The 19085-nt window shown below is 70.6% G+C and carries 17 protein-coding genes and 1 tRNA gene; 12 read left to right on the top strand and 6 right to left on the bottom strand.

All coding sequences use genetic code 11. From position 1 onward, the window contains the following. From CKY28_RS12120 to CKY28_RS12105, 4 genes are all read left to right on the top strand, one after another. On the top strand, positions 1-149 hold a 149-nt coding region (locus CKY28_RS12120; protein WP_281253241.1), incomplete at its 5' end, for an acyl-CoA dehydrogenase family protein. A 173-nt stretch (positions 150-322) separates the two neighbouring features. Then, positions 323-841, top strand: a complete 519-nt coding sequence (locus CKY28_RS12115; RefSeq protein ID WP_095998649.1) for a GNAT family N-acetyltransferase — start codon at positions 323-325, stop codon at positions 839-841. A 163-nt stretch (positions 842-1004) separates the two neighbouring features. Continuing rightward, positions 1005-1301, top strand: a complete 297-nt coding sequence (locus CKY28_RS12110; protein WP_095998536.1) for a PspC domain-containing protein — start codon at positions 1005-1007, stop codon at positions 1299-1301. Positions 1302-1359: 58 nt separating this feature from the next. Further along, a complete protein-coding gene (locus CKY28_RS12105) occupies positions 1360-2628 on the top strand; it encodes an MFS transporter (RefSeq protein ID WP_095998535.1) in 1269 nt (422 codons plus the stop codon). Positions 2629-2634: 6 nt separating this feature from the next. On the opposite strand, the gene CKY28_RS12100 is transcribed toward CKY28_RS12105, so the two are convergent. Then, entirely contained in the window at positions 2635-3423 is a 789-nt protein-coding gene (locus tag CKY28_RS12100) for a DUF1206 domain-containing protein (RefSeq protein WP_095998534.1), read from the bottom strand. Between the two features lie 134 nt (positions 3424-3557). Here CKY28_RS12100 and CKY28_RS12095 point away from each other — a divergent pair, with 134 nt between their 5' ends. From CKY28_RS12095 to CKY28_RS12070, 6 genes are all read left to right on the top strand, one after another. Beyond that, positions 3558-4721, top strand: a complete 1164-nt coding sequence (locus CKY28_RS12095; protein WP_095998533.1) for a CaiB/BaiF CoA transferase family protein — start codon at positions 3558-3560, stop codon at positions 4719-4721. Beyond that, positions 4718-5836: a CaiB/BaiF CoA transferase family protein gene (locus tag CKY28_RS12090; RefSeq protein ID WP_095998532.1), complete on the top strand. Its 1119-nt coding sequence runs from the start codon at positions 4718-4720 to the stop codon at positions 5834-5836. The genes CKY28_RS12095 and CKY28_RS12090 overlap by 4 nt, the downstream gene beginning before the upstream one ends. 39 nt (positions 5837-5875) lie before the next feature. Further along, a complete protein-coding gene (locus CKY28_RS12085; protein ID WP_095998531.1) occupies positions 5876-6634 on the top strand; it encodes a class II aldolase/adducin family protein in 759 nt (252 codons plus the stop codon). Positions 6635-6790: 156 nt separating this feature from the next. After that, a complete protein-coding gene (locus tag CKY28_RS12080; protein ID WP_095998530.1) occupies positions 6791-7330 on the top strand; it encodes a (2Fe-2S)-binding protein in 540 nt (179 codons plus the stop codon). Positions 7331-7438: 108 nt separating this feature from the next. Further along, entirely contained in the window at positions 7439-8368 is a 930-nt protein-coding gene (locus tag CKY28_RS12075) for an RcnB family protein (protein ID WP_095998529.1), read from the top strand. Between the two features lie 68 nt (positions 8369-8436). Then, positions 8437-9117 carry a 2OG-Fe(II) oxygenase gene (locus CKY28_RS12070; RefSeq protein WP_176473066.1) on the top strand — a complete coding sequence of 227 codons (681 nt, stop codon included), beginning with the start codon at positions 8437-8439 and terminating at the stop codon, positions 9115-9117. An 18-nt stretch (positions 9118-9135) separates the two neighbouring features. Here CKY28_RS12070 and CKY28_RS12065 read toward each other — a convergent pair whose 3' ends face one another. Next, positions 9136-9489 (bottom strand): hypothetical protein, encoded by a 354-nt coding sequence (locus CKY28_RS12065; RefSeq protein ID WP_095998527.1) that lies wholly within the window; start codon positions 9487-9489, stop codon positions 9136-9138. A 256-nt stretch (positions 9490-9745) separates the two neighbouring features. Here CKY28_RS12065 and recJ point away from each other — a divergent pair, with 256 nt between their 5' ends. Both recJ and CKY28_RS12055 read left to right on the top strand, forming a co-directional pair. Beyond that, complete coding sequence (recJ, locus tag CKY28_RS12060) at positions 9746-11503, top strand: single-stranded-DNA-specific exonuclease RecJ (RefSeq protein WP_095998526.1); 1758 nt, start codon at positions 9746-9748, stop codon at positions 11501-11503. A 37-nt stretch (positions 11504-11540) separates the two neighbouring features. Continuing rightward, a tRNA-Glu gene (locus CKY28_RS12055) sits at positions 11541-11615 on the top strand. A gap of 83 nt (positions 11616-11698) precedes the next feature. Here CKY28_RS12055 and CKY28_RS12050 read toward each other — a convergent pair. Genes CKY28_RS12050 through CKY28_RS12035 form a run of 4 tightly spaced genes read right to left on the bottom strand, consistent with a single transcriptional unit; the run spans position 11699 to position 18719 of the window. Continuing rightward, positions 11699-14224, bottom strand: a complete 2526-nt coding sequence (locus CKY28_RS12050; RefSeq protein WP_095998525.1) for an FtsX-like permease family protein — start codon at positions 14222-14224, stop codon at positions 11699-11701. 10 nt (positions 14225-14234) lie between these two features. Next, positions 14235-16691, bottom strand: coding sequence for an ABC transporter permease (locus tag CKY28_RS12045; RefSeq protein WP_176473065.1), 2457 nt, complete (start codon positions 16689-16691; stop codon positions 14235-14237). A 22-nt stretch (positions 16692-16713) separates the two neighbouring features. Then, positions 16714-17394 (bottom strand): ABC transporter ATP-binding protein, encoded by a 681-nt coding sequence (locus CKY28_RS12040; protein ID WP_095998523.1) that lies wholly within the window; start codon positions 17392-17394, stop codon positions 16714-16716. Between the two features lie 2 nt (positions 17395-17396). Beyond that, positions 17397-18719: an efflux RND transporter periplasmic adaptor subunit gene (locus tag CKY28_RS12035; protein WP_095998522.1), complete on the bottom strand. Its 1323-nt coding sequence runs from the start codon at positions 18717-18719 to the stop codon at positions 17397-17399. Between the last annotated feature and the right edge of the window lie 366 nt (positions 18720-19085).

Raw genomic sequence — 19085 nt, 5'->3', positions numbered from 1 at the left:
GCGACATGCACGGCGGCAACGGCATCTCGGGCGAGTACCACGTCATGCGCCACCTCATGAACCTGGAGACGGTCAACACCTACGAAGGCGCACACGACGTCCACGCGCTGATCCTGGGTAGGGCGATTACCGGCCTCAGTGCCTTTTGACGGGTCGCCTTGAACCCTCCGTCACCCCGGACATGGGTCCCCAGCAAAGTAGTACTTTGCTGGGTTCCCTCCTCCGGGGTCCATCGTGGTACGCGCATACCGGCTGACTCGTGCGCACAGCGATGGATGCCGGAACAAGTCCGGCATGACGAGAAAGCGAGTATGTTGAGGTGATCGACCGCCAGCCCACCCTGACCGGCGACCTCCTCCACCTCCGCCCCCTCACCCCGTCCGACTGGCCCGCCCTCTACGCCGTCGCGAGCGATCCGGACATCTGGGCCCTCCACCCCGCCCATGACCGCTGGCGCGAACCCGTCTTTCGCGCCTACTTCGACGATGCGATCGCCGGCGGCGGCGCGCTCGCGGTAATCGACCGCGCGACGGAAGAAATCATCGGCTCCAGCCGCTACGGCCCGCACGACCCCGAACGGAACCGCATCGAGATCGGCTGGACCTTCCTCGCCCGCTCGCACTGGGGCGGCCGGTACAACCGCGAGCTCAAGCGTCTGATGCTCGCCCACATCCTGCCCCAGGTGGCCACTGTTTTCTTCACCGTCGGCGAGCACAACCTCCGCTCCCGCCGCGCGCTGGAGAAGATCGGCGCCGCGCTCACCGACGAAGTTCAGGTCCGCCGCGCCGGCGGCCGCGACGTCTCGCACCTCGTCTACACGACCACTCACGCCCCCGACTGAACTGGCGCGCTTTCCCAAGATCTGGCGTGCCCTCCCGGTGCGATCCGCGCCGAGTCGCGGCTAAGTTCTTGTAAACACGTTTGCGGCACCACTTGGCACGCTCCCTGCGAAGCACCATCCATCAGCGCGGGCCCACCGCCCGCGTTCCAAGGAGTCGAGAACCATGCCGAGCCCCCGCCCCTCCCTGTTCGCCCGCGACGATACCTTCTTCGGCATCTGCCAGGGCCTGGGCGAGGATCTGCGGATCAGCCCCGACCTGCTGCGGCTCGGTTTAGCGCTCGCGCTGTTCTTCAACCCGGTCGCGACGATCGCGGCCTATCTGGGCCTGGGCGTCATCGTCATGATCGCCCGCTTCGCCTTCCCGGTCCGCACCGCCGAACCCGCCCCCGCGCAGGAGGTCCTTGCCGCGCCCGCGACCGGCAACGACCCCGACCGGATCGAGCTCGCCGAAGCCGCCTGACGGAAGCGCTTGCCTTCCCGCGCCCGACGGCCGAAACCCGGCCGCGGGAGGGGCGGGCATGGACAACATCGGCGGAGCCACGGTGCGCCGCGTCACGCGGCGGCTGATCCCGTTGCTCGGGCTGATCTACATGATCGCCTATATCGACCGGCAGAACGTCTCCTACGCCAAGCTCCAGATGGTCGGCGACCTGGGCCTGAGCGAAGCGGCCTACGGGCTCGGTGCCGCGCTCTTCTTCATCGGCTATTGCGTGTTCGAGGTCCCCGCCAACCTCGTCCTCGACCGGGTCGGCGCGCGCGTCTGGTTCGCGCGCATCATGGCGAGCTGGGGCGCGGTCACGATCGCGCTCGCCTTCACGCAGAATGCCGCCATGTTCTACGTGCTCCGTTTCCTGCTCGGCGCGGCGGAGGCGGGCTTCTTCCCCGGCGTGCTCTACGTCCTCACCCTCTGGTATCCCCAGGCGCAGCGCGCGCGCGCCGTGGGACAGTTCATGGTGGCGAGCGCCGTCGCGAACGCGGTGGGTGCGGCGATCGGCGGCCTGTTGCTCGACCTGGACGGTTTGGCGGGCTTGCGCGGCTGGCAATGGGTGTTCCTGGTCACCGGCCTGCCGGCGCTGCTCCTCGTGCCCGTCGTCCTGCGCGCGCTGCCCCGAGGTCCGGACGAGGCGCGCTGGCTCGACGCCGCGCAGAAGAGCTGGCTCGCCGCCACGCTCGACGCGGAACGCGGAGCCGGCGTCCGGCACGCCAACCCGCTCCGCGCGCTCGGCGACCCGCGCGTGCTGATGCTGTGCGCGGCCTTTCTGGGTTTTCCGCTCGCCGCTTACGGGCTCGGCTACTGGCTGCCGACGATCGTCAAGGGCTTCGGCGTCTCCAACACCGTCAATGGCCTACTCAACGTCATTCCCTGGACGCTTGTCGGCTTCGCGCTCTGGTGGCTACCCCGGCACGCCGCCCGCTTCCGCGACCAGCGCTGGCATCTCGTCGGACCCCCGCTGGTCGGGGCGGCCTGCCTCGTCGGCAGCGTGCTCGCGCCCGGCGCCTGGCCCAAATTCGCGTTCCTGTGCATCGCCGCGCCCGCCGTCTTCGCCGCCCAGCCGATCTTCTGGACGCTGCCGCCGCGCTTCCTGACCGGCGCGGGCGCGGCGGCCGGGCTCGCGCTGATCAACGCGATCGGCAATCTGGGCGGCTTCGTCGCGCAGACGGCCGTGCCGCGCATCCGTGACGAAACGGGCAGCGACCTCGCCCCCATGCTGTTCCTGGCCGCCTGCCTCGCACTGGCAGCGCTCGGCGTCCTGCTCGTCGAACGACGCCTGCCGCGCCCGACCTGACGCCCGTCAGCGCAGGTTCGCGGCCCGGCGCGCGATCCCGTCGACCGGCACGTCGTGCAGCCGCCTGAAGCGCGCCTCGATCAGGCTGAACAGGCCAAACGCGAACAATCCTAGCGCCACCACCACGTCCATCGGGCTGGAGAGCCAGGCGAGCGCCTGCGCCGTCCCGCCCGCCTCGTTGGCCCGCTCCTCGAACCCCGCCTTCAGCAGGAAGAAGCTGCTGATCACGAACACCAGCCCGCGCGCGGCGTAGCCGGCCCGCCCGCTCCACTGCGCCCAGGGCTGGCGCGCGACTGCCGGGTCCAGGTAACGCAGGAACGTGCCCCTCACCGCCTTGATCAACTGGAACACGCCGACGCCGAGCAGCAGCACGCCCGCGGCGATCACCAGCGTCGCCCCGCCCGGCAGCTCCAACGCCGCCCGCGCGCCCGCCTGCGTACCGTCGCCCGCCGACGCCGCGCCGCGGATCAGCCGCACCGCCTGCCAGGCGAGGAACAGATGCACCAGCCCGCTCGCGCCCGCGCCGAGCCGCTCCATCACACCCTCCTGGCGGGAACCGTGCCGCTCGATATCGAACGCCGCGTCCGCCAGCCGCCACAGCCCATAGGCGAACAGCCCCGCCGCCATGACGATGAGCAGCGCCCGCCCGCCGCCCCGCCCGAGATACTGCAGCGCCCCGGCGGGATCCTCCGCCCGCCCCGTGCCGACGATGAGGAACGCGATCACGACGTAAAGCAGCCCGCGGGCGGCGAACCCGATCCGCGTCAGGGTGGTCAGTCGCGCGCTGGCGTTCATGGAAACCGTCCTCCTGCTCGCGCGGAAACGGTCGGCATCGGTAGGACGTTCCGGAACTGAAACGTCGGCTCTGCTTTCGAACCCGACCGACGCACCCCCTCCCCACCCCGCCCGAACCGCGCTAACCCGCGTCCGTGCAGCCCGACCCCGCTTCCCGCCACCCCCTCGCCGGCGTCAAGGTCGTCGAGCTCGCCCGCATCCTGGCCGGTCCCTGGGCGGGGCAGGTGCTCGCCGATCTCGGCGCGGAGGTGGTGAAGGTCGAGGGGCCGGGCGGCGACGATACGCGGACCTGGGGTCCGCCCTTCGTCGACGAGCCCAACGGCGGCCGCACCGCGGGCTACTACCACGCGTGCAACCGCGGCAAGCGGCTCGTCGTCGCCGATTTCGCCACGCCGGAAGGTCAGGCGACCGTTCATGAGCTGGTCCGCGACGCCGACGTGGTGATCGAAAACTTCAAGGTCGGCGGGCTCGCCAAGTACGGGCTCGACTATGCCGGCCTGTCGGCAATCAACCCGCGCCTCGTCTATTGCTCGATCACCGGCTTCGGCCAGGACGGCCCCTACGCGTCGCGCCCCGGATACGACTTCATCATCCAGGGCATGGGCGGCATCATGGACCTGACGGGCGAGCCTGACGGCGCGCCGCAGAAGAGCGGCGTCGCCTTCGCCGACATCTTCACCGGCCTCTACTCGGTCGTCGCGATCCAGGCCGCGCTGCACATGCGGACGCGCACCGGCCGCGGCCAGCACATCGACATGGCGCTCTTGGACGTCATGACGGGCGTGCTCGCCAACCAGGCGATGAACTACCTGCTGACGGGCGTCACCCCGCCCCGGGTCGGCAACGCGCACATGAACGTCAGCCCCTATGCCGTCTTCCCGTGCGCGGACGGCTGGTTCATCCTGGCGGTCGGCAATGACGGGCAGTACCGCCGCTTCTGCGCGGTCGCGGGCCTCGATCCGGACGACCCCTCCTACGCCACCAACGCGCTACGCATCGAGAACCGCGCGCCCCTGTTCGCCGCGATCGAGCAAGCGACGCGCGCCTTCGCCCGCGACGATCTGCTGGCGAAGCTGGAGAGCGCAGGCGTCCCCGCCGGCCCGATCAACACGGTCGCCCAGACCTTTGCCGACCCGCAGGTGGTGCACCGGGGCATGGCGATCGAGGTCGAACGCGAGGACGGCGCAACGCTCCCCGGCCTGCGCACGCCTATCAGGTTCAGCGACGCGGAGCTGGCGCTAGGTAAGGCCGCCCCGTCCTTCCCTCCCTTTCAGAAAACGGAGCGAGGAAGCGCATGACCACCCCACCCCTGCACGGCCTCCGCATCGTCGAGCTCGCCGGCATCGGCCCCGGCCCCTTCGCGGGCATGATGCTCGCCGACCACGGCGCGGAGGTGATCCGCATCGACCGCGGAGCCCGCGCCGGCTTCACGATCGACAGCAAGGACCCCCTGCTCCGCTCCCGCCGCTCGATCGCGCTCGACCTGAAAAGTCCCAAGGCCGTCGAAGCCGTCCGCCGCATCGCCGCGCAAGCCGACGGCCTGATCGAAGGCTTTCGCCCCGGCGTCACCGAACGGCTCGGCCTCGGCCCCGACGCGCTCCTCGCCGACAACCCCCGGCTCGTCTACGGCCGCATGACCGGCTGGGGCCAGACGGGTCCGATGGCGCACGAGCCCGGCCACGACATCAACTACATCGCGCTCTCCGGCACGCTCCACGCGCTCGGCCGCGCAGGGAGCAAACCCACGCCCCCGATCAACCTCGTCGCGGATTTTGGCGGCGGTGGCATGCTGCTCGCCTTCGGCATGGTCGCCGCCCTCCTCCACGCGCAGCGGACCGGCGAGGGCCAGGTCGTCGACTGCGCCATGACGGAGGGCTCGGCGCTGCTCATGGCGCAGGTCTGGGGCTTCCGCGCCATGGGCCGCTGGGGCGCGCCCACGGGCGGCAATCTCCTCGACACCGGCGCGCACTTCTACGACACTTACGAATGCGCCGACGGCCGCTACGTCGCATTAGGCGCGATCGAGCCGCAATTCTACGCCGCGCTCCGCCAGGTGCTGGCGATCGACGATCCCCGCTGGGACCGCCAGTTCGACCCCAGCATCTGGCCCGAGCTGAAGCGGGACCTCACCGCCCGCTTCCTCGCCCGCCCCCGCGACGAATGGGTCGCGCTCTTCGCCGGTCACGAGGCCTGCCTGACCCCCGTCCTCACCTACGACGAGGCTTTGGTGCACCCCCACAACGCTGCCCGCCAAAGCTTCGTAACCGCGGGCGGCCTTCCTCAACCGGCTCCCGCCCCCCGCTACTCGGCCAGCCCCACCACCGCGCCTCACATGCGCGAAGAGCGGGAGGATCGCGCGGTCCTGGCCGACCTCGGCTTCTCGGACGAGGAGATCGCCGCGCTTGGCCACTGAGCCCACGCATGCGATAATGTTCTGGAGAGGAGACCCGATATGGCCACCGCGCTACGCCGCCCCGAAATGTCCGCCGCCGAGTGGGAAGCCCGCCAGGAGCTCGCCGCCTGTTACCGCGTCTTCGACATGCTCGGCTGGTCGGAGATGATCTACAACCACATCACCGTGAAGCTTCCGGACGAGGAGGGCGCGTTCCTCATCAACCCCTTCGGCCTCCACTTCTCGGAGGTGACCGCGTCGAACCTCGTCAAGATCGACATCGACGGCAACAAGCTCGACGACAACCCGCACCCGGTGAACCTCGCCGGCTTCGTCCAGCATGCCGTGTTCCACCGCAACCTGCCCGACGCGCACTGCATAATGCACACGCACACGACCGCCGGCATGGCGGTGAGCTCGGTCGAGGGCGGCTTGCGCCCCACCAACTTCTACGCCTGCAACTTCTACGGCCAGATCGCGTACCATGATTTCGAGGGCGTCACCGTCCGCTCGGAAGAGGGCGAGCGCCTGGTGCGCAACCTCGGCGACAAGCGCGTGATGTTCCTCAAAAACCACGGCATCCTCGTCATGGGCCGCACGCTGCCCGAAGCGTTCATCAAGCACTGGTCGCTCCAGCGCGCCTGCGAGATCCAGCTCGCCACCCTGAGCATGGGCAAGCCGCTCGAAGTCCCCGCCGACGTCATCGCCGTCCACCAGCGCGATCTGTCCAAGGCGCAGGTGCCCGGCGGCCCCGGCAAGGCGGATTTCGCGGCGATGGTGAGGTTGGTCGACAAAATCGACACGTCCTGGCGGAACTAGCCAAGTTCCTCTCCCCCGCTTACAGCGGGGGAGAGGAACCGCGCCCGCAGGGCGTGGTGGAGGGGGTACATCACGATGCCGCATCCCGCCGTTCCCCCTCCACCAGCTGCGCTGGTCCCCCTCCCCCGCTAAAGCGGGGGAGGACTTGAGAAAGCCATGCGCCTCACCGTCAACAACCAGCCCGTCGAATACCGCCTCGACCCGGACACCCCCCTCCTCTGGGCGCTCCGCGACGCGTCCAACCTCACGGGGACCAAATACGGCTGCGGCACGGGCCATTGCGGCGCGTGCATCGTCGACGTGGACGGCGTCGCGCGCGCCTCCTGCCAGATCCCGATCGGCTCGATCGAAGGCAGCGAGGTCACCACGATCGAAGGCCTGTCGCGCGAGCGCAGCCACCCCGTCCAGCTCGCGCTGCTCGCCGGCAACGTGGTCCAGTGCGGCTTCTGCATCCCCGGCATCGTCATGGCCGCGCAGGCGCTGCTCCGCCGCGAGCCCAATCCGACGGACGACCAGATCCGCGCCGGCCTCTCCAACATTTGCCGCTGCGGCATCTACCCGCGCCTGGTGGACGCGATCCAGCGCGCCGCGCGGGCGATCCGCGGCGAGGAGCTGATCCCCGCCGGCGCGCGGCCCGGCATCGACGCGGATGACGCCGCCGCGACCGTCCCGGCGCTCGTTCCGAATCGGGACTGATGCTGTCGTTCCGCTGACGGTACGGTTCAGCTTGCGCTCAACAAGGTTCATCTACTTGAATCCGATCTCGGGGCGCGGCGCATGGCCGGGCGAGCGGAGGGATGTCGGATGAGGAAGCTGTTGCTGGGACTGGTGATCGCGGCGGCCGCGCTCACGCCGATGCTGGCGCACGCGCAGGAGCAGCCCCTCATCGTCCCGGACGACGTCGCGGATGCCCCTCGCGAACGCCCGTCGCGCGAGGAGCGCCAGGAGCGCCGCGCCGAGCGCGCGGAGCGCAGGGCCGAGCGCGCCGGGTCGGCCGAGCCGGTCGTGCAGCGCCCCCGCGCGAACGACCGGCCGGGTCGCCGCTTTGACGGTGACGGCGTGGAGGAGGCGCGCCCGAACGGCATGTTCCGCCGCCGCGACGGCCAGGTCTTCCCGCCCACCCCCGAACAGCGCCGAGAGGCGCGGCAGGAGCGCCGCGAAGACCGCCAGGAACGGCGCGAGGACCGTCGCGGACGCCGGGAGGCCGGCGCGGGCGCGATCGGCGCCGACTGGCTCGAGGGAGGCCTGGGCCGCCGCGCCGAGCGGGACGACCGCTTCGAGCGCCGCGACGAACGGCTGGAGCGGCGCGAAGAGCGGCTGGAGCGCCGGGCGGATCGCCGCGATCGGCTGAGCCGCCGCGGCGGCTGGTTCGGCGACGACGACGGCTTCGCCTGGGACCGTGGCGGCTACCATGACGGCCGGGTCTGGAACCGGGGCTGGCGCGACGACCGCCGCTACGACTGGAACGCGTACCGCCAGTACAATCAGGGCCTGTACCGCCTGCCGCGCTACTACCCGCCCTATGGCTATCGCTACGATTACCGCCGTTTCGGCTTGGGGACGACGCTCTCGCGGTCGCTGTTCGCGCCGAGCTACTGGATCGACGATCCCTGGGCCTACCGCCTGCCGCCCGCCTACGGCCCGTACCGCTGGGTGCGCTACTATGACGACGCGCTGCTGATTGACCTGCGCACCGGCCGCGTCGTCGACATGGTGTACGGCATTTTCTACTGACCGCGGGCGGGGGTCAGACGGCGGTCCGGCCCCTTGCCACGCCGCCGCAGGCTCAGCATCTTGGGATCATGTTGTTCGCCCGCAAGCAGAAGCCGGCCACCTCCCCCCTGCGCGCCGAGATCGGCCGGCAGGTCGCCGCCCGCCTCGACGCCGATCCGCGCGTCGAGCGCGCCGGGTTGGAGGCCATCCAGCTCTATTTCCACCTCGACTTCCTCACGGGCGACCAGTGCGACGCGCTGATCGCGCTGATCGACGCGAACCGCCGCCCGTCCACCCTGCTGTCCGACCGCGCCGACACCGGCTTCCGCACCTCGGAGAGCTGCGACATGGACCGCTGGTCGCCGGACGTACGCCCCATCGACGAGGCGATCGCCGACCTGCTCGGCCTGCCGCACGAGAATGGCGAGACGATGCAGGGCCAGCGCTACGCCGTGGGCCAGCAGTTCCGCGCCCACCACGACTATTTCCACGAATCGGAGAGCTACTGGGCGCAGATGCAGGCGTCGGGCGGGCAGCGCACCTGGACCGCGATGATCTTCCTGAACGACGTCGAGGAAGGCGGCGCGACCTGGTTCCCCCAGGCCGGCGCCCGCGTCGCGCCCCGACGCGGCATGCTGCTCGCCTGGAACAACATGAAACCGGACGGCAGCCCCAACGAACTGACGCTCCACGAGGGCATGCCCGTCGCCGAGGGCGTCAAGTATATCGTCACCAAGTGGTTCCGCGAGGGCAGCTGGCTCAAACGCTAGGGGCGGGCGCCGGGCCCTCTAGGTTGACGCGTTGCGCCCGCCGATCGCGCTCCCGTTCATCGCGAACAGCTCGTCCCAGAGCTTGTCGCAGACCAGCCCCCGCATGACCGCCCCGTCGCGGCGGTCGTCGGGACAGCCCGCCTTGTAGGACAGCATCCGCGACGAGAGCTCGTCGCTCACCTCGCGCGCGAACTCCGCGCCGAAGCGGCGGGTCAAGACCACCAGCATCGCCCGCGCCACCTCCGCGCCCCACATGATCTGCGGGTCGGGAACGTAGGAGATCTCGCCCGTCTCCTCATTGTCGTCGGCGTCCTCGGCGTCGAGCTGCTCGTCGAGCGTGTCCTCGGCCATCGGCGGTTCGGTCAGCTGCATCGGTTTCAACTCCGGATACGATGCCGCTACAACGCCCGAGCGCGCGGCTCGGGTCCGATACGGCCCCGTACCGACGCGGCTCGTCGCAATGACCTCGCGAAGCATCTGTCCTACAAGGGCTTTATTGTGCCACAGGCGGTCGGATGACGTTCGCGCCGCTTCCGGACCGGTCCCTTCCGAACCCTCCGTCTTTTTGGACAAGGGCGTTCCGTGCGGGACGTAGCGCAAAGTTCCTGAACTTCCGACGAGTCGCCGCATGACCCCGGTCCTCGGCGTCACCCGTTCGATCCTGGGCCAGCCCTGGCGCTGGCGGTCGCTCGCCGCCGACGCGCGCGACGGCCTCACGCCCGACGACCTCATCACCCAGCTGCTGCTCGCGCGCGGCTGCACGCGCGACGCGCTCGACCGCCATCGCGCGCCGTCGATCCGCGGCTTCATGCCCGATCCCAGCGTGTTCCGCGACATGGACCGCGCCGCCGAGCGCCTGGCCGACGCCGTCGAGCGGGGCGAGCAAGTCGCGATTTTCGGCGACTACGACGTGGATGGCGCGACGTCGGCGGCGCTGATGGTCCGCGTGCTCCGCGACCTCGGGCTGGAGGCGCGGCCCTACATTCCCGACCGCCTGCTCGAAGGTTATGGCCCGTCGGGCGAGGCGCTGGTGCGGCTCGCGGGCGAAGGCGCCCAGCTGATCGTCACCGTGGACTGCGGCGCGCAGGCGTTCGACGCGCTGGCGGCCGCGCGCGACGCGGGCGTCGATGTGGTCGTCGTCGATCACCACAAGTGCCTGAGCGAGCTGCCGCACGCGCTGGCGCTGGTGAACCCCAACCGGCTCGACGAATCCGCCGACGGGCGCGAGCACGGCCACCTCGCGGCGGTCGGCGTCTGCTTCCTGCTCGCCGCCGCGCTCGTCCGCACGCTCCGCGCGCGCGGCTTCTTCTCGGGCAGGCCCGAGCCCAAGCTGATCGAGCTGCTCGACATCGTCGCGCTCGGCACGGTCGCCGACGTGGCGCAGCTGCGCGGCCTCAACCGCGCCTTCGTGGCGCAGGGTCTGAAGGTCATGGCGCAGCGCCGCAACATCGGCCTCGCCGCGCTGATCGAGGCATCACGGCTGACCCGCGCGCCGACCTGCTCCGACCTCGGCTTCGCGCTCGGCCCCCGCATCAACGCCGGTGGCCGCGTCGGCCGCGCCGATCTCGGCGTGCGCCTGCTCACCACGCGCGACCCCGACGAAGCGCGTCGCATCGCCGCCGAGCTCGACCGCCTCAACGAGGAGCGCCGCACTGTCGAGGCGGGCGTGCAGGCCGCCGCCGAGGAGCTCGGCGCCACCCAATCCCGCGTCGCGGTCGTCGCCGGTCGCGGCTGGCATCCCGGCGTGATCGGCATCGTCGCCGGTCGCCTCAAGGAGAAGCTCGGCCGCCCCGCCCTCGTCATCGCCGTCAACGAGCACGGCGTCGGCAAGGGTTCGGGCCGTTCCATCCCCGGCGTCGATCTCGGCGCGGCGGTGATCGCCGCCAAGGAACACGGGCTGCTCCAGGCGGGCGGCGGCCACGCCATGGCGGCGGGCCTCACGGTCATGCACGACCGCGTCGCCGACCTCGCCGCTTTCCTGGAGGAGCGCCTCGCCGCCGCCGTGGAAAAGGCGATCGGCGACCGCGCGCTGCTCGTCGACGCGGTGCTCGCCACCGGTGGCGTCACGCGCGAGCTCGTCGAGGCGATGGAGGCCGGCGGCCCCTACGGCACCGGCTGGCCCGCCCCGCGCGTCGCCGCCGGCCCCGTGCGCGTCGTCCGCGCCGACGTGGTCGGCCAGGGGCATGTCCGCGCGGTCGTCGCCGGCGACGACGGCCGCAGCCTCAAGGCGATGGCCTTCCGCCAAGCCGACACGCCGCTCGGCACCGCCCTCCTCGCCGCCGCGCCCCACCGCCGCCTCTGGCTCGCCGGCCGCGCCAAGCTCGACGACTGGTCCGCCCGCCCCGCCGCCGAACTCCACGTGGAGGACGCCGCCTGGGTCACTTGACCGGGCGGAACGTCGCCCCTAGGGGCGGACGCGACGAGGCCCCTTCGTCTAGCGGTTAGGACGCGGCCCTTTCACGGCTGAAACACGGGTTCGATTCCCGTAGGGGTCACCAATGCTCCGGCCCGTCCGCGACGCGGGCGTCGAGCGCCGACCGGCCGCCGTCGACGACGGTCTCTCGGTTTCCCACCACCCGCGTCACTCGTAGCGCAGCGCGCGCACCGGGCTCGTCTGCGCGACGCGATAGGCGTGCCCGCCCACCGTCACGATCGCGATGACGAGCGCCAGCAGCCCCGCCACCACGAACGGCGTGGGCGTGAGCTCGATGCGGTTGTCGAACCCGTTCAGCCAGTCGCGCATCAGCCACCAGGCCAGCGGCCAGGCGATGAGGTTCGCCACCAGCACCGGCCGGCTGAACTGCCACACGAGCAGCCGCACGATGTCGCGCGTCCTGGCGCCCAGCACCTTGCGGATGCCGATCTCCTTGGTCCGGCGCTCGGCGGTGAAGGCGGCGAGCCCGAACAGGCCCAAGCACCCGATCACCACGGCCAGCACCGCGAAGGCGGCGAAGAGCTGCCCGCGCGCCTCGTCGCGGTCATACTGCTCGCGGACGATGTCGTCGGCGAACTCCGCCCCGAACGGCACCTGGGCGACGTTGCGCTTCCACACCTGCTCCACCTGCGAACGGATGGCGTTCGGGTCGCCGGAGAAGCGCACCATGATGTCGCCGAACCCGTTGCGGCGCATCGTATAGACGATCGGCTGGAGGGGATCGCGGATCGAGCGGAACCGCGCGTCCTCCACGACGCCGACCACCGTGATCGGGGTCAGCCCGTACTCCTCCGACGAGAAGATCGACGCCCGGAGGTTCTGACCCACCGCCGCGGCCGGATCGCGATAGCCGAGCCGTCGCGCGGCCTCGCGGGTCAGCACCACGTTGAGCCCGCGCTGCACGATCGCGCGCACCGCCGCCTCGCGCTCCTCTTCGGTGGAGGGGAACGGGACGGTCCGGTCGTCGCGTCCCTGCGCCTCCGAGAAGTCCCGGCCCGCGACGATCCTCATGCCCATGGTGTCGAAGAAGCCGGCCTCCACCGAGTAGTTGCCGATCTCCTGCCCCTGCGTGCTGTTAGGCGGGTAGATGCTCGTCATCGAATTGTTGCCGGGGTTGACCGCGATCTGCGTGCGCGCGGCCGACCGGACGCCGGGGATGCGGCGGATCTGCTCGGTGACCGCCTGGTCCATGCCGGGCTCCACGCCGCGGAAGCCGAGATTGCCGACCTGGAGCAGCCCGTCGCGCTTGTACCCGGCGTCAACGGTACGGGCGTAGACCGTCTGCGCGTAGATGATCGCGGTGCAGATGATCAGCGCGATCGACACCGCGAACTGGCCCACCACCAGCACGTTGCGCAGGCGCCCCGACCCTTGCGCGTCGGCGGCGGACTTGTTCGCCTTCAGGATCTTTGCGGGCTCGAACCGGGCGAGGTAGAAGGCCGGGTATAGCCCCGCCAGCACGCCCACCAGCAGCACGAGCGCTACGAGCGGCAGCAACACGCCGTTCGCGCCGAAGTAGTCGAGCGCGATGTCGGCGTCGAGGAACGCGTTGAACGTCGGCAGCAGCAGCTCCACCGCTGCCAGCGCGACCACCATCGCCAGCGCCGCGACGAGCAGCGACTCGCCCAGGAACTGCGTGATCAGCTGCTTGCGCGACGCGCCCAGCACCTTGCGCAACGCCACTTCGCGCGCCCGCTGCGACGCGCGGGCGGTGGCGAGGTTGGTGAAGTTAACGCACGCCATCCCCAGCACGAGCAGCGCGATGACGGCGAACGTCGCCACCGTGAACCGGTCGTTGCCCGGCGTGACGCTCGCGTCCTGCGCCTCGCCCAGATGGACGTCGCGCACGTTGACGAGGCGATAATCCTGCACTTCGCCGGGATTGGAGCGCTGCCCGCCGACATTGGTGTCGGGGATGTTGCGCTTCTCCCAGGCGGGCATGTTCGCGTGGATCAGGTCGGCGTCCGCGGGCGAGCGCAGGCGGACATAGTTCCAGCCCTGCTGGTTGTCCCAATCGGTCGTCGCGTCCAGGCGGTCGGCGAACTGCACGCCCAGGTCGAACCGCGCGACCGCGTTGGCCGTGAAGTGCGAGTTCTTGGGGAAATCCTTGAACACGCCCGTGACGCGGTAATCGATGTTGCCCGTGTTATCGACGATGGTCAGCGTCTTGCCGATCGGGTCGGCGTTCCCGAAGCGGCGCTTGGCCTCGCTCTCCGACAAGGCGATGGAGTTGGTGTCCGGCAGCGCGGCCTCGCGGCTGCCGCGGACGAACGGGACGCGGAAGATTCGGAATAGGTCGCCGTCGACCATGCGCAGGTCCTCGATCTCGCCCGCCTGGCCGTCCTGGATTACAATCGGGCCGAAACCGCGGACCCAGACCACCTCCTCGACTTGGGCCGGGTAGTCCTTCTTGAGCGCGCGGCCCGTGACGATGCCGCTCATCTGCAGCTTCATCTCCTCGCCGCCGGTCTCGGTCGCGGAATAGTAGGTCTGGACCTGGAAGGCGTTGTCCGCGCCCTCCATCCAGTCGTCGTAGCTCGTCTCGTAGCGGACGTAGAGGAGGATCATGACGCAGGCCGCGAGCCCCAGCGCCAGCCCGACGATGTTGATCGCGGCGTAGGCGCGGCTTTTCGCCAGCGCCCGCATGCCGACCAGGAGATAGTTGCGCCACATATGCTGGGTCCTACTCGTAGCGGAGGGCGTGGATGGGGTTCATGCGCGCGACGCGCAGCGCGTGGCCGGCGACGGTGACGGTGGCGATGGCGAGCGCGAGGAGGCCGGCCACCGCGAACGGTCCGGGCGTGAGCGCGACCGCCACGTCGAACGTGTTGAGCCAGTCGCGCATCGCCCACCAGGCGACCGGCCAGGCGACGAGGTTGGCGAGCACCACCGGCTTGGCGAACTGCCAGGCGAGCAGGCGCACGATGTCGCGCACGCGCGCGCCCACCACCTTGCGGATGCCGATCTCCTTGGTCCGCCGCTCGGCGGTGAAGGCGGCGAGGCTGTAGAGGCCGAGGCAGGCGATCAGGATCGCGAGGCCGGAGAAGCCGGCGAACAGCAGCGTTCGCGCGCGGTCGGCGGCGTAGAGCTCGCGCACGACGTCGTCGGCGAACCGCGCCTCGAACGGCAGCTCGGGCTCGAACCGCCGCCACACGCGCTCCAGCGCCGCCATCACCTCACCCGGCCGCGCCGCGGCGTAGCGCACCATCACGATATACGTGCGGGTGGGATCGTAGGTGTAGACGAGCGGCTCGATCGCGTCGCGCGCGGTGCGGAAGCGCGTATCCTCGACGACGCCGACGATGCGGGCCGGCACCATGTCCAGCCCTTCGAACGCGATCTCCACCGGCTGGCCGACCGCTGCGGCGGGGCTGCGGAAGCCGAACTCGGCGGCCGCGCTCCGGTTGACCACCACGTTGACGCCGCGGGCCGACAACGCTGCGGGCGCAAGGCCCTCCACCCGATCCAGCGCCACCCGGTCGCCGAGCAGGCGGCCGGCGAGCAGCTCGATGCCCATGGTGCGCATGAACTCGGCGTCGACGCCGTACAGGCCCATCGACTCCCCCTCGCCTCCGCCCGCTCGGCGCATCAGCCGGAGCGGCTTCTCCGTCGCGCCGAGCGGCAGGCCGGTGCGGCCGAGACCGGTGACGCCGGGGATGGCGAGCATGGCGCGGCGCGCGGCCTCGTACTCGGCGCCTTGCGTGTAGCGCCAGGCGTTGTCGATCTGCACCAGCCCGTCGCGTCGATAGCCGGGATCGACTTGGGCGACGAAGCGCGTCTGCGACCAGATGACGGCCGTGCTGGCGATCAGGCCGATCGCGATGGCGAACTGCGCGACGACGAGCACGGCGCGCAGCCGTCCGTCGCCCGGAGTCCCCACGGCCGACTGGTTGGCGCGCAGCACGCGCGCGGGCTTGAAGCGGCTGAGCAGGAACGCCGGATAGAGCGCGCCCGCGACCGCGGTGGCGGCGAGCAGCAGGAGCGCGGGCCAGAGCATCCCGCGCTCGCCCAGGTAGGCGAGCGGCAGGTCCGCCCCCAAGATCCCACCGATCCAGGGCGTCGCGATCTCGACCAGCGCGAAGGCGAGCAGCGTCGCCGCCGCCGCGACGAATACCCCTTCCGCGAAGAACTGCAGGATCAGCTGGCGGCGCGTCGCGCCGAGCACCTTGCGCAGCGCCACCTCGCGCGCCCGCCGCGTCGCGCGCGCGGTCGTCATGTTGACGAAGTTCATCACCGCCATGCCCAGCGTCAGCATCGCCACGATGCCGAACGTGGCGAGCGCGCGCGTGTCGCCGCCGGGCGCGAACGCCTTGTCCTGTGCCTCGCCGAGATGGACTTGCGTGATCGGAACGAGCCGGAAGTCGAGCACGTCCGCCATCGACACGAGCGCGCCGCCCATCGTGTCGAACACGACGCGCTTCTCCCAGGCGGGCAGCGCCGCGTTGAGCGCCGCAGCGTTCGCGCCCGGTCGGAGCTTGACGTAATGGTGCTGGTCGAACGCGCCCCAGCCGCGCGCGTCGGGCGGCATCGTGTTCCAATCGCGTAAGGAAATGATCCCGACCTTCAGGCTCGTGTCGCGCGGCAGGTCGCGCAAGACCCCGGACACGCGCTTGCCGCTCTTGCCCTCGCCGGCGCCTGTGGTCAGCACCTTGCCGAGCGCCTGCGCGGTCCCGAAGCGGCGCACCGCCTCGCTCTCGGTGAGTACGATGGAGTTTTCGTCCGGCAGCGCCGTCGCCGCCGACCCTTGCGCGAAGGGCAGCGCGAACACTTCGAAGAAGCTGCGGTCGACGGTGGTGGCGTCGATGAACTCGGGCCGCCCGTTCTGATCGCTGACCGTCTTACCGACCGCGACGGAGGTCACCGCCTCCACCTGCGGGAAGATGCTCAGGCGGTCGTACAATGCGGCGGAGCTGGCCTGGCTCCTCACGTCGGGCTGGCCGGGCGGATGGATCGTCGTCTGCACCTGATGGACGCGCTCATGCCCGGGCAGCCACGCATCGTAGCTCCGCTCGTAGCGGATATAGCCCAGGATGAGCAGGCAACCCGCCAGCCCGAGCGCGAGCCCGCCGATCGTGATGACCGAATAGGCGCGGTCGGCCGCGAGCCGGCGGAGCATGACGGTGAGGACGTTGCGCCACATCGGCCCGCTCTCCTTGTTGGGCCTAGGCCGCCCGCCGCCGCTCCTGGAGGATGCGCCCGTCGAGCATGTTGACCACCCGCCCCGCATAGTCGGCGTGCGCGGGCGAGTGCGTCACCATCACGATGGTCGAGCCTTGCGCGTTCAGCGACTGGAGCATGCGCATCACCTCCTCGCCGTGGTTGGTGTCGAGGTTGCCGGTGGGCTCGTCGGCCAGGATCAGCTTCGGCGACGCGACCAGCGCGCGGGCGACGGCGACGCGCTGCTGCTGGCCGCCCGACAGCTGGCTCGGCCGGTGGCGCGCGCGGTGGGCGATGCCGACGCGGTCCATGACCTCGTCGGTGCGCCGCTTGCGCTCGGAGGCGGCGGCGTCGTGGTAAAGCAGCGCGAGCTCGACATTCTCGCGCACCGTCAGCTCGTCTACCAGGTTGAAGCTCTGGAAGATGAAGCCGATGTTCGCCTTGCGCACCTGGGCCAAGCGGGCCTCGGAGAGTCCGGCGACCTCCTGGCCGTTGAAGACGTAGGATCCGCTCGACGGGCTATCCAGCATCCCCATCAGGTTGAGCAGCGTCGACTTCCCGCAGCCCGACGGACCCATGATCGCGACGAACTCGCCGTCGTGGATGTCGAGGTCGATCGCGTCCAGCGCGGTCGTCTCGACGGTGTCGGTGCGGTAGACGCGCGAGAGTTGGCGCATGTGGAGCATCGTCAATCCTTTGCCTGAGAGAGATCGAGCCGGTCCTTGTCGGCGAAGCCCGTGTAGGGGCTGGTGATCACGCGCTCGCCGGGGTCGAGGCCTTCGAGCACCTCGATCGTGTTGGCGTTGCGGCGGCCGAGCCGCACGGGGCGCTTCACCGCCGAGCCGCCGTCGGGCGAGACGACGAAGACGAAGTTCCCGCCCGTCTCGTTGTAGAAGGCGCCGTTCGGGATGATCCGCGCCGGCGCCGGGTCGCCCAGCGTCAGCTTCGCCTGCAGCGTCTGCCCGCGCTGGATGTCCGCGGGCTCGCCGCCGACGAACTGCAGGTCCACCTCGAACTGGCCGTTCTGCACCTGCGGGTAGATCTTGGTGACGCGCGCGGCGTAGGTCTTGCCGCCCCACTCCACCTCCGCGCGCTGGCCGAGCTGGACGCGGCCCAGGTAGAACTCGTCCACGCCCGCCATCAGCTTGTTGCGGCCGGGGCTGTCGATCTGGCCGATGCGCTCGCCGCGGCTTAGCGACTGGCCGACCTGGATGTTGAAGCCCGACAGCTGCCCCGCGACGGGCGCGCGCAGGTTCAGCGCCTCCAGATTGGCGCGCGCGAGTTGCAGGCTCGACTGGAGCGACTGGGCGGAGGCGCGCTGCTGCGCGAGCTGGCTCGCCTGGAGCCGCTCGTCGGTCGCCTGCGCGCGGCGCAGCACGCCCAAGCGCGCGCGCTCATACTCGGCCTGGTCCTGCGTGTCGGCGAAGGTCTTGCCCGCGACGAAGCCGCGCTGCGCCAGCGGCCGCTCGCGTTCGTACTGGCGACGCGCCTTTTCCTCCGCGAGCCCGGCCTCGAGCACCGCGCGCTGATTGGTGAGCCGGGTCTGCGCCAGCGCCAGCTCCTGCGTGCGCATGTTGTTGATCTGCTGCTCCACCTCCGTCTGGCGCGCGAGCACCGAAAGCTGGAGCTCGGCGTTGGAAAGGACGGCGATGAGCTGCCCCTTGGCGAGCGAGGCCCCGTCCTCCGCGATCACCTGCTCGACGCGCCCGCCCTCGATGGCGTCGAGATAGACGGTGAGCAGCGGCGTGACGCGCGCGCGCAAGGGGATGAAGTCCTCGAACGTGCCGTTGCGCACGGTCGAGATGGTCAGCCGGTCGGCCTGGACGTTCTGCGTGTCGCCGCGCGGCGCGTAGAACCAGAACAGCACCGCCGCGGCCAGCAGCGCCGCGGCGCCCGCCGCCCACTTGGCCCACCAGGGCAGGCCGCCGCGCTCGACGACGCGATCCATCGCGCCGCCGGACACCGGCCGCTCGTTCGGTCCCTCCCCGCTCTGCATCCTCACCACGCTCATGGTCGTCTTTTCAGCAAAGGGCGTGCCAGAAGCGTCATCGGGCGCAAGGGCTGCGTCCGGAGACGCCGACTGTCCGCTTCCGGACAAGTCCGTCCGGAAGCGGACGGCGTCGAACGTCACGCGACGACCGCCGATGCCGCGACCAGTGTGAGGACCAGCGTGGCGCAGCACGCGCCGACCATGCTCAGGATGTCGTAGGAAAAGCTCCGCATCTCACATCTCCGGATCAGGCAGGATTGCCCGTGCCGGATCATCAGCATGCGCCATGCCAAAACTGTTGCGCCCGCGTATTTCCGCGGATCGCCGCCGCGGCGCCCGCGATGGCACGATTGTTGATTGTCCGCTTCCGCACGCCGGTTGTACGGG

Origin of the sequence: Sphingomonas lenta (genome assembly GCF_002288825.1) — a bacterium.
In the GTDB taxonomy this organism is placed as follows: domain Bacteria; phylum Pseudomonadota; class Alphaproteobacteria; order Sphingomonadales; family Sphingomonadaceae; genus Sphingomonas; species Sphingomonas lenta.
Note: the sequence above shows the minus strand (reverse complement) of the source record. Positions and strands in the feature narration are given on the sequence as shown.

What these genes read in the sequence shown, in the direction of transcription:
- CKY28_RS12110 (WP_095998536.1), top strand. Translation starts at nt 1,005, where the DNA reads ATGCCGAGCCCCCGCCCCTCCCTGTTCGCCCGCGACGATACCTTCTTC.
- CKY28_RS12105 (WP_095998535.1), top strand. Translation starts at nt 1,360, where the DNA reads ATGGACAACATCGGCGGAGCCACGGTGCGCCGCGTCACGCGGCGGCTG.
- CKY28_RS12100 (WP_095998534.1), bottom strand. Translation starts at nt 3,423, where the DNA reads ATGAACGCCAGCGCGCGACTGACCACCCTGACGCGGATCGGGTTCGCC.
- CKY28_RS12090 (WP_095998532.1), top strand. Translation starts at nt 4,718, where the DNA reads ATGACCACCCCACCCCTGCACGGCCTCCGCATCGTCGAGCTCGCCGGC.
- CKY28_RS12085 (WP_095998531.1), top strand. Translation starts at nt 5,876, where the DNA reads ATGGCCACCGCGCTACGCCGCCCCGAAATGTCCGCCGCCGAGTGGGAA.
- CKY28_RS12080 (WP_095998530.1), top strand. Translation starts at nt 6,791, where the DNA reads ATGCGCCTCACCGTCAACAACCAGCCCGTCGAATACCGCCTCGACCCG.
- CKY28_RS12075 (WP_095998529.1), top strand. Translation starts at nt 7,439, where the DNA reads ATGAGGAAGCTGTTGCTGGGACTGGTGATCGCGGCGGCCGCGCTCACG.
- CKY28_RS12070 (WP_176473066.1), top strand. Translation starts at nt 8,437, where the DNA reads ATGTTGTTCGCCCGCAAGCAGAAGCCGGCCACCTCCCCCCTGCGCGCC.
- CKY28_RS12065 (WP_095998527.1), bottom strand. Translation starts at nt 9,489, where the DNA reads ATGCAGCTGACCGAACCGCCGATGGCCGAGGACACGCTCGACGAGCAG.
- recJ (WP_095998526.1), top strand. Translation starts at nt 9,746, where the DNA reads ATGACCCCGGTCCTCGGCGTCACCCGTTCGATCCTGGGCCAGCCCTGG.
- CKY28_RS12050 (WP_095998525.1), bottom strand. Translation starts at nt 14,224, where the DNA reads ATGTGGCGCAACTATCTCCTGGTCGGCATGCGGGCGCTGGCGAAAAGC.
- CKY28_RS12045 (WP_176473065.1), bottom strand. Translation starts at nt 16,691, where the DNA reads ATGTGGCGCAACGTCCTCACCGTCATGCTCCGCCGGCTCGCGGCCGAC.
- CKY28_RS12040 (WP_095998523.1), bottom strand. Translation starts at nt 17,394, where the DNA reads ATGCTCCACATGCGCCAACTCTCGCGCGTCTACCGCACCGACACCGTC.
- CKY28_RS12035 (WP_095998522.1), bottom strand. Translation starts at nt 18,719, where the DNA reads ATGAGCGTGGTGAGGATGCAGAGCGGGGAGGGACCGAACGAGCGGCCG.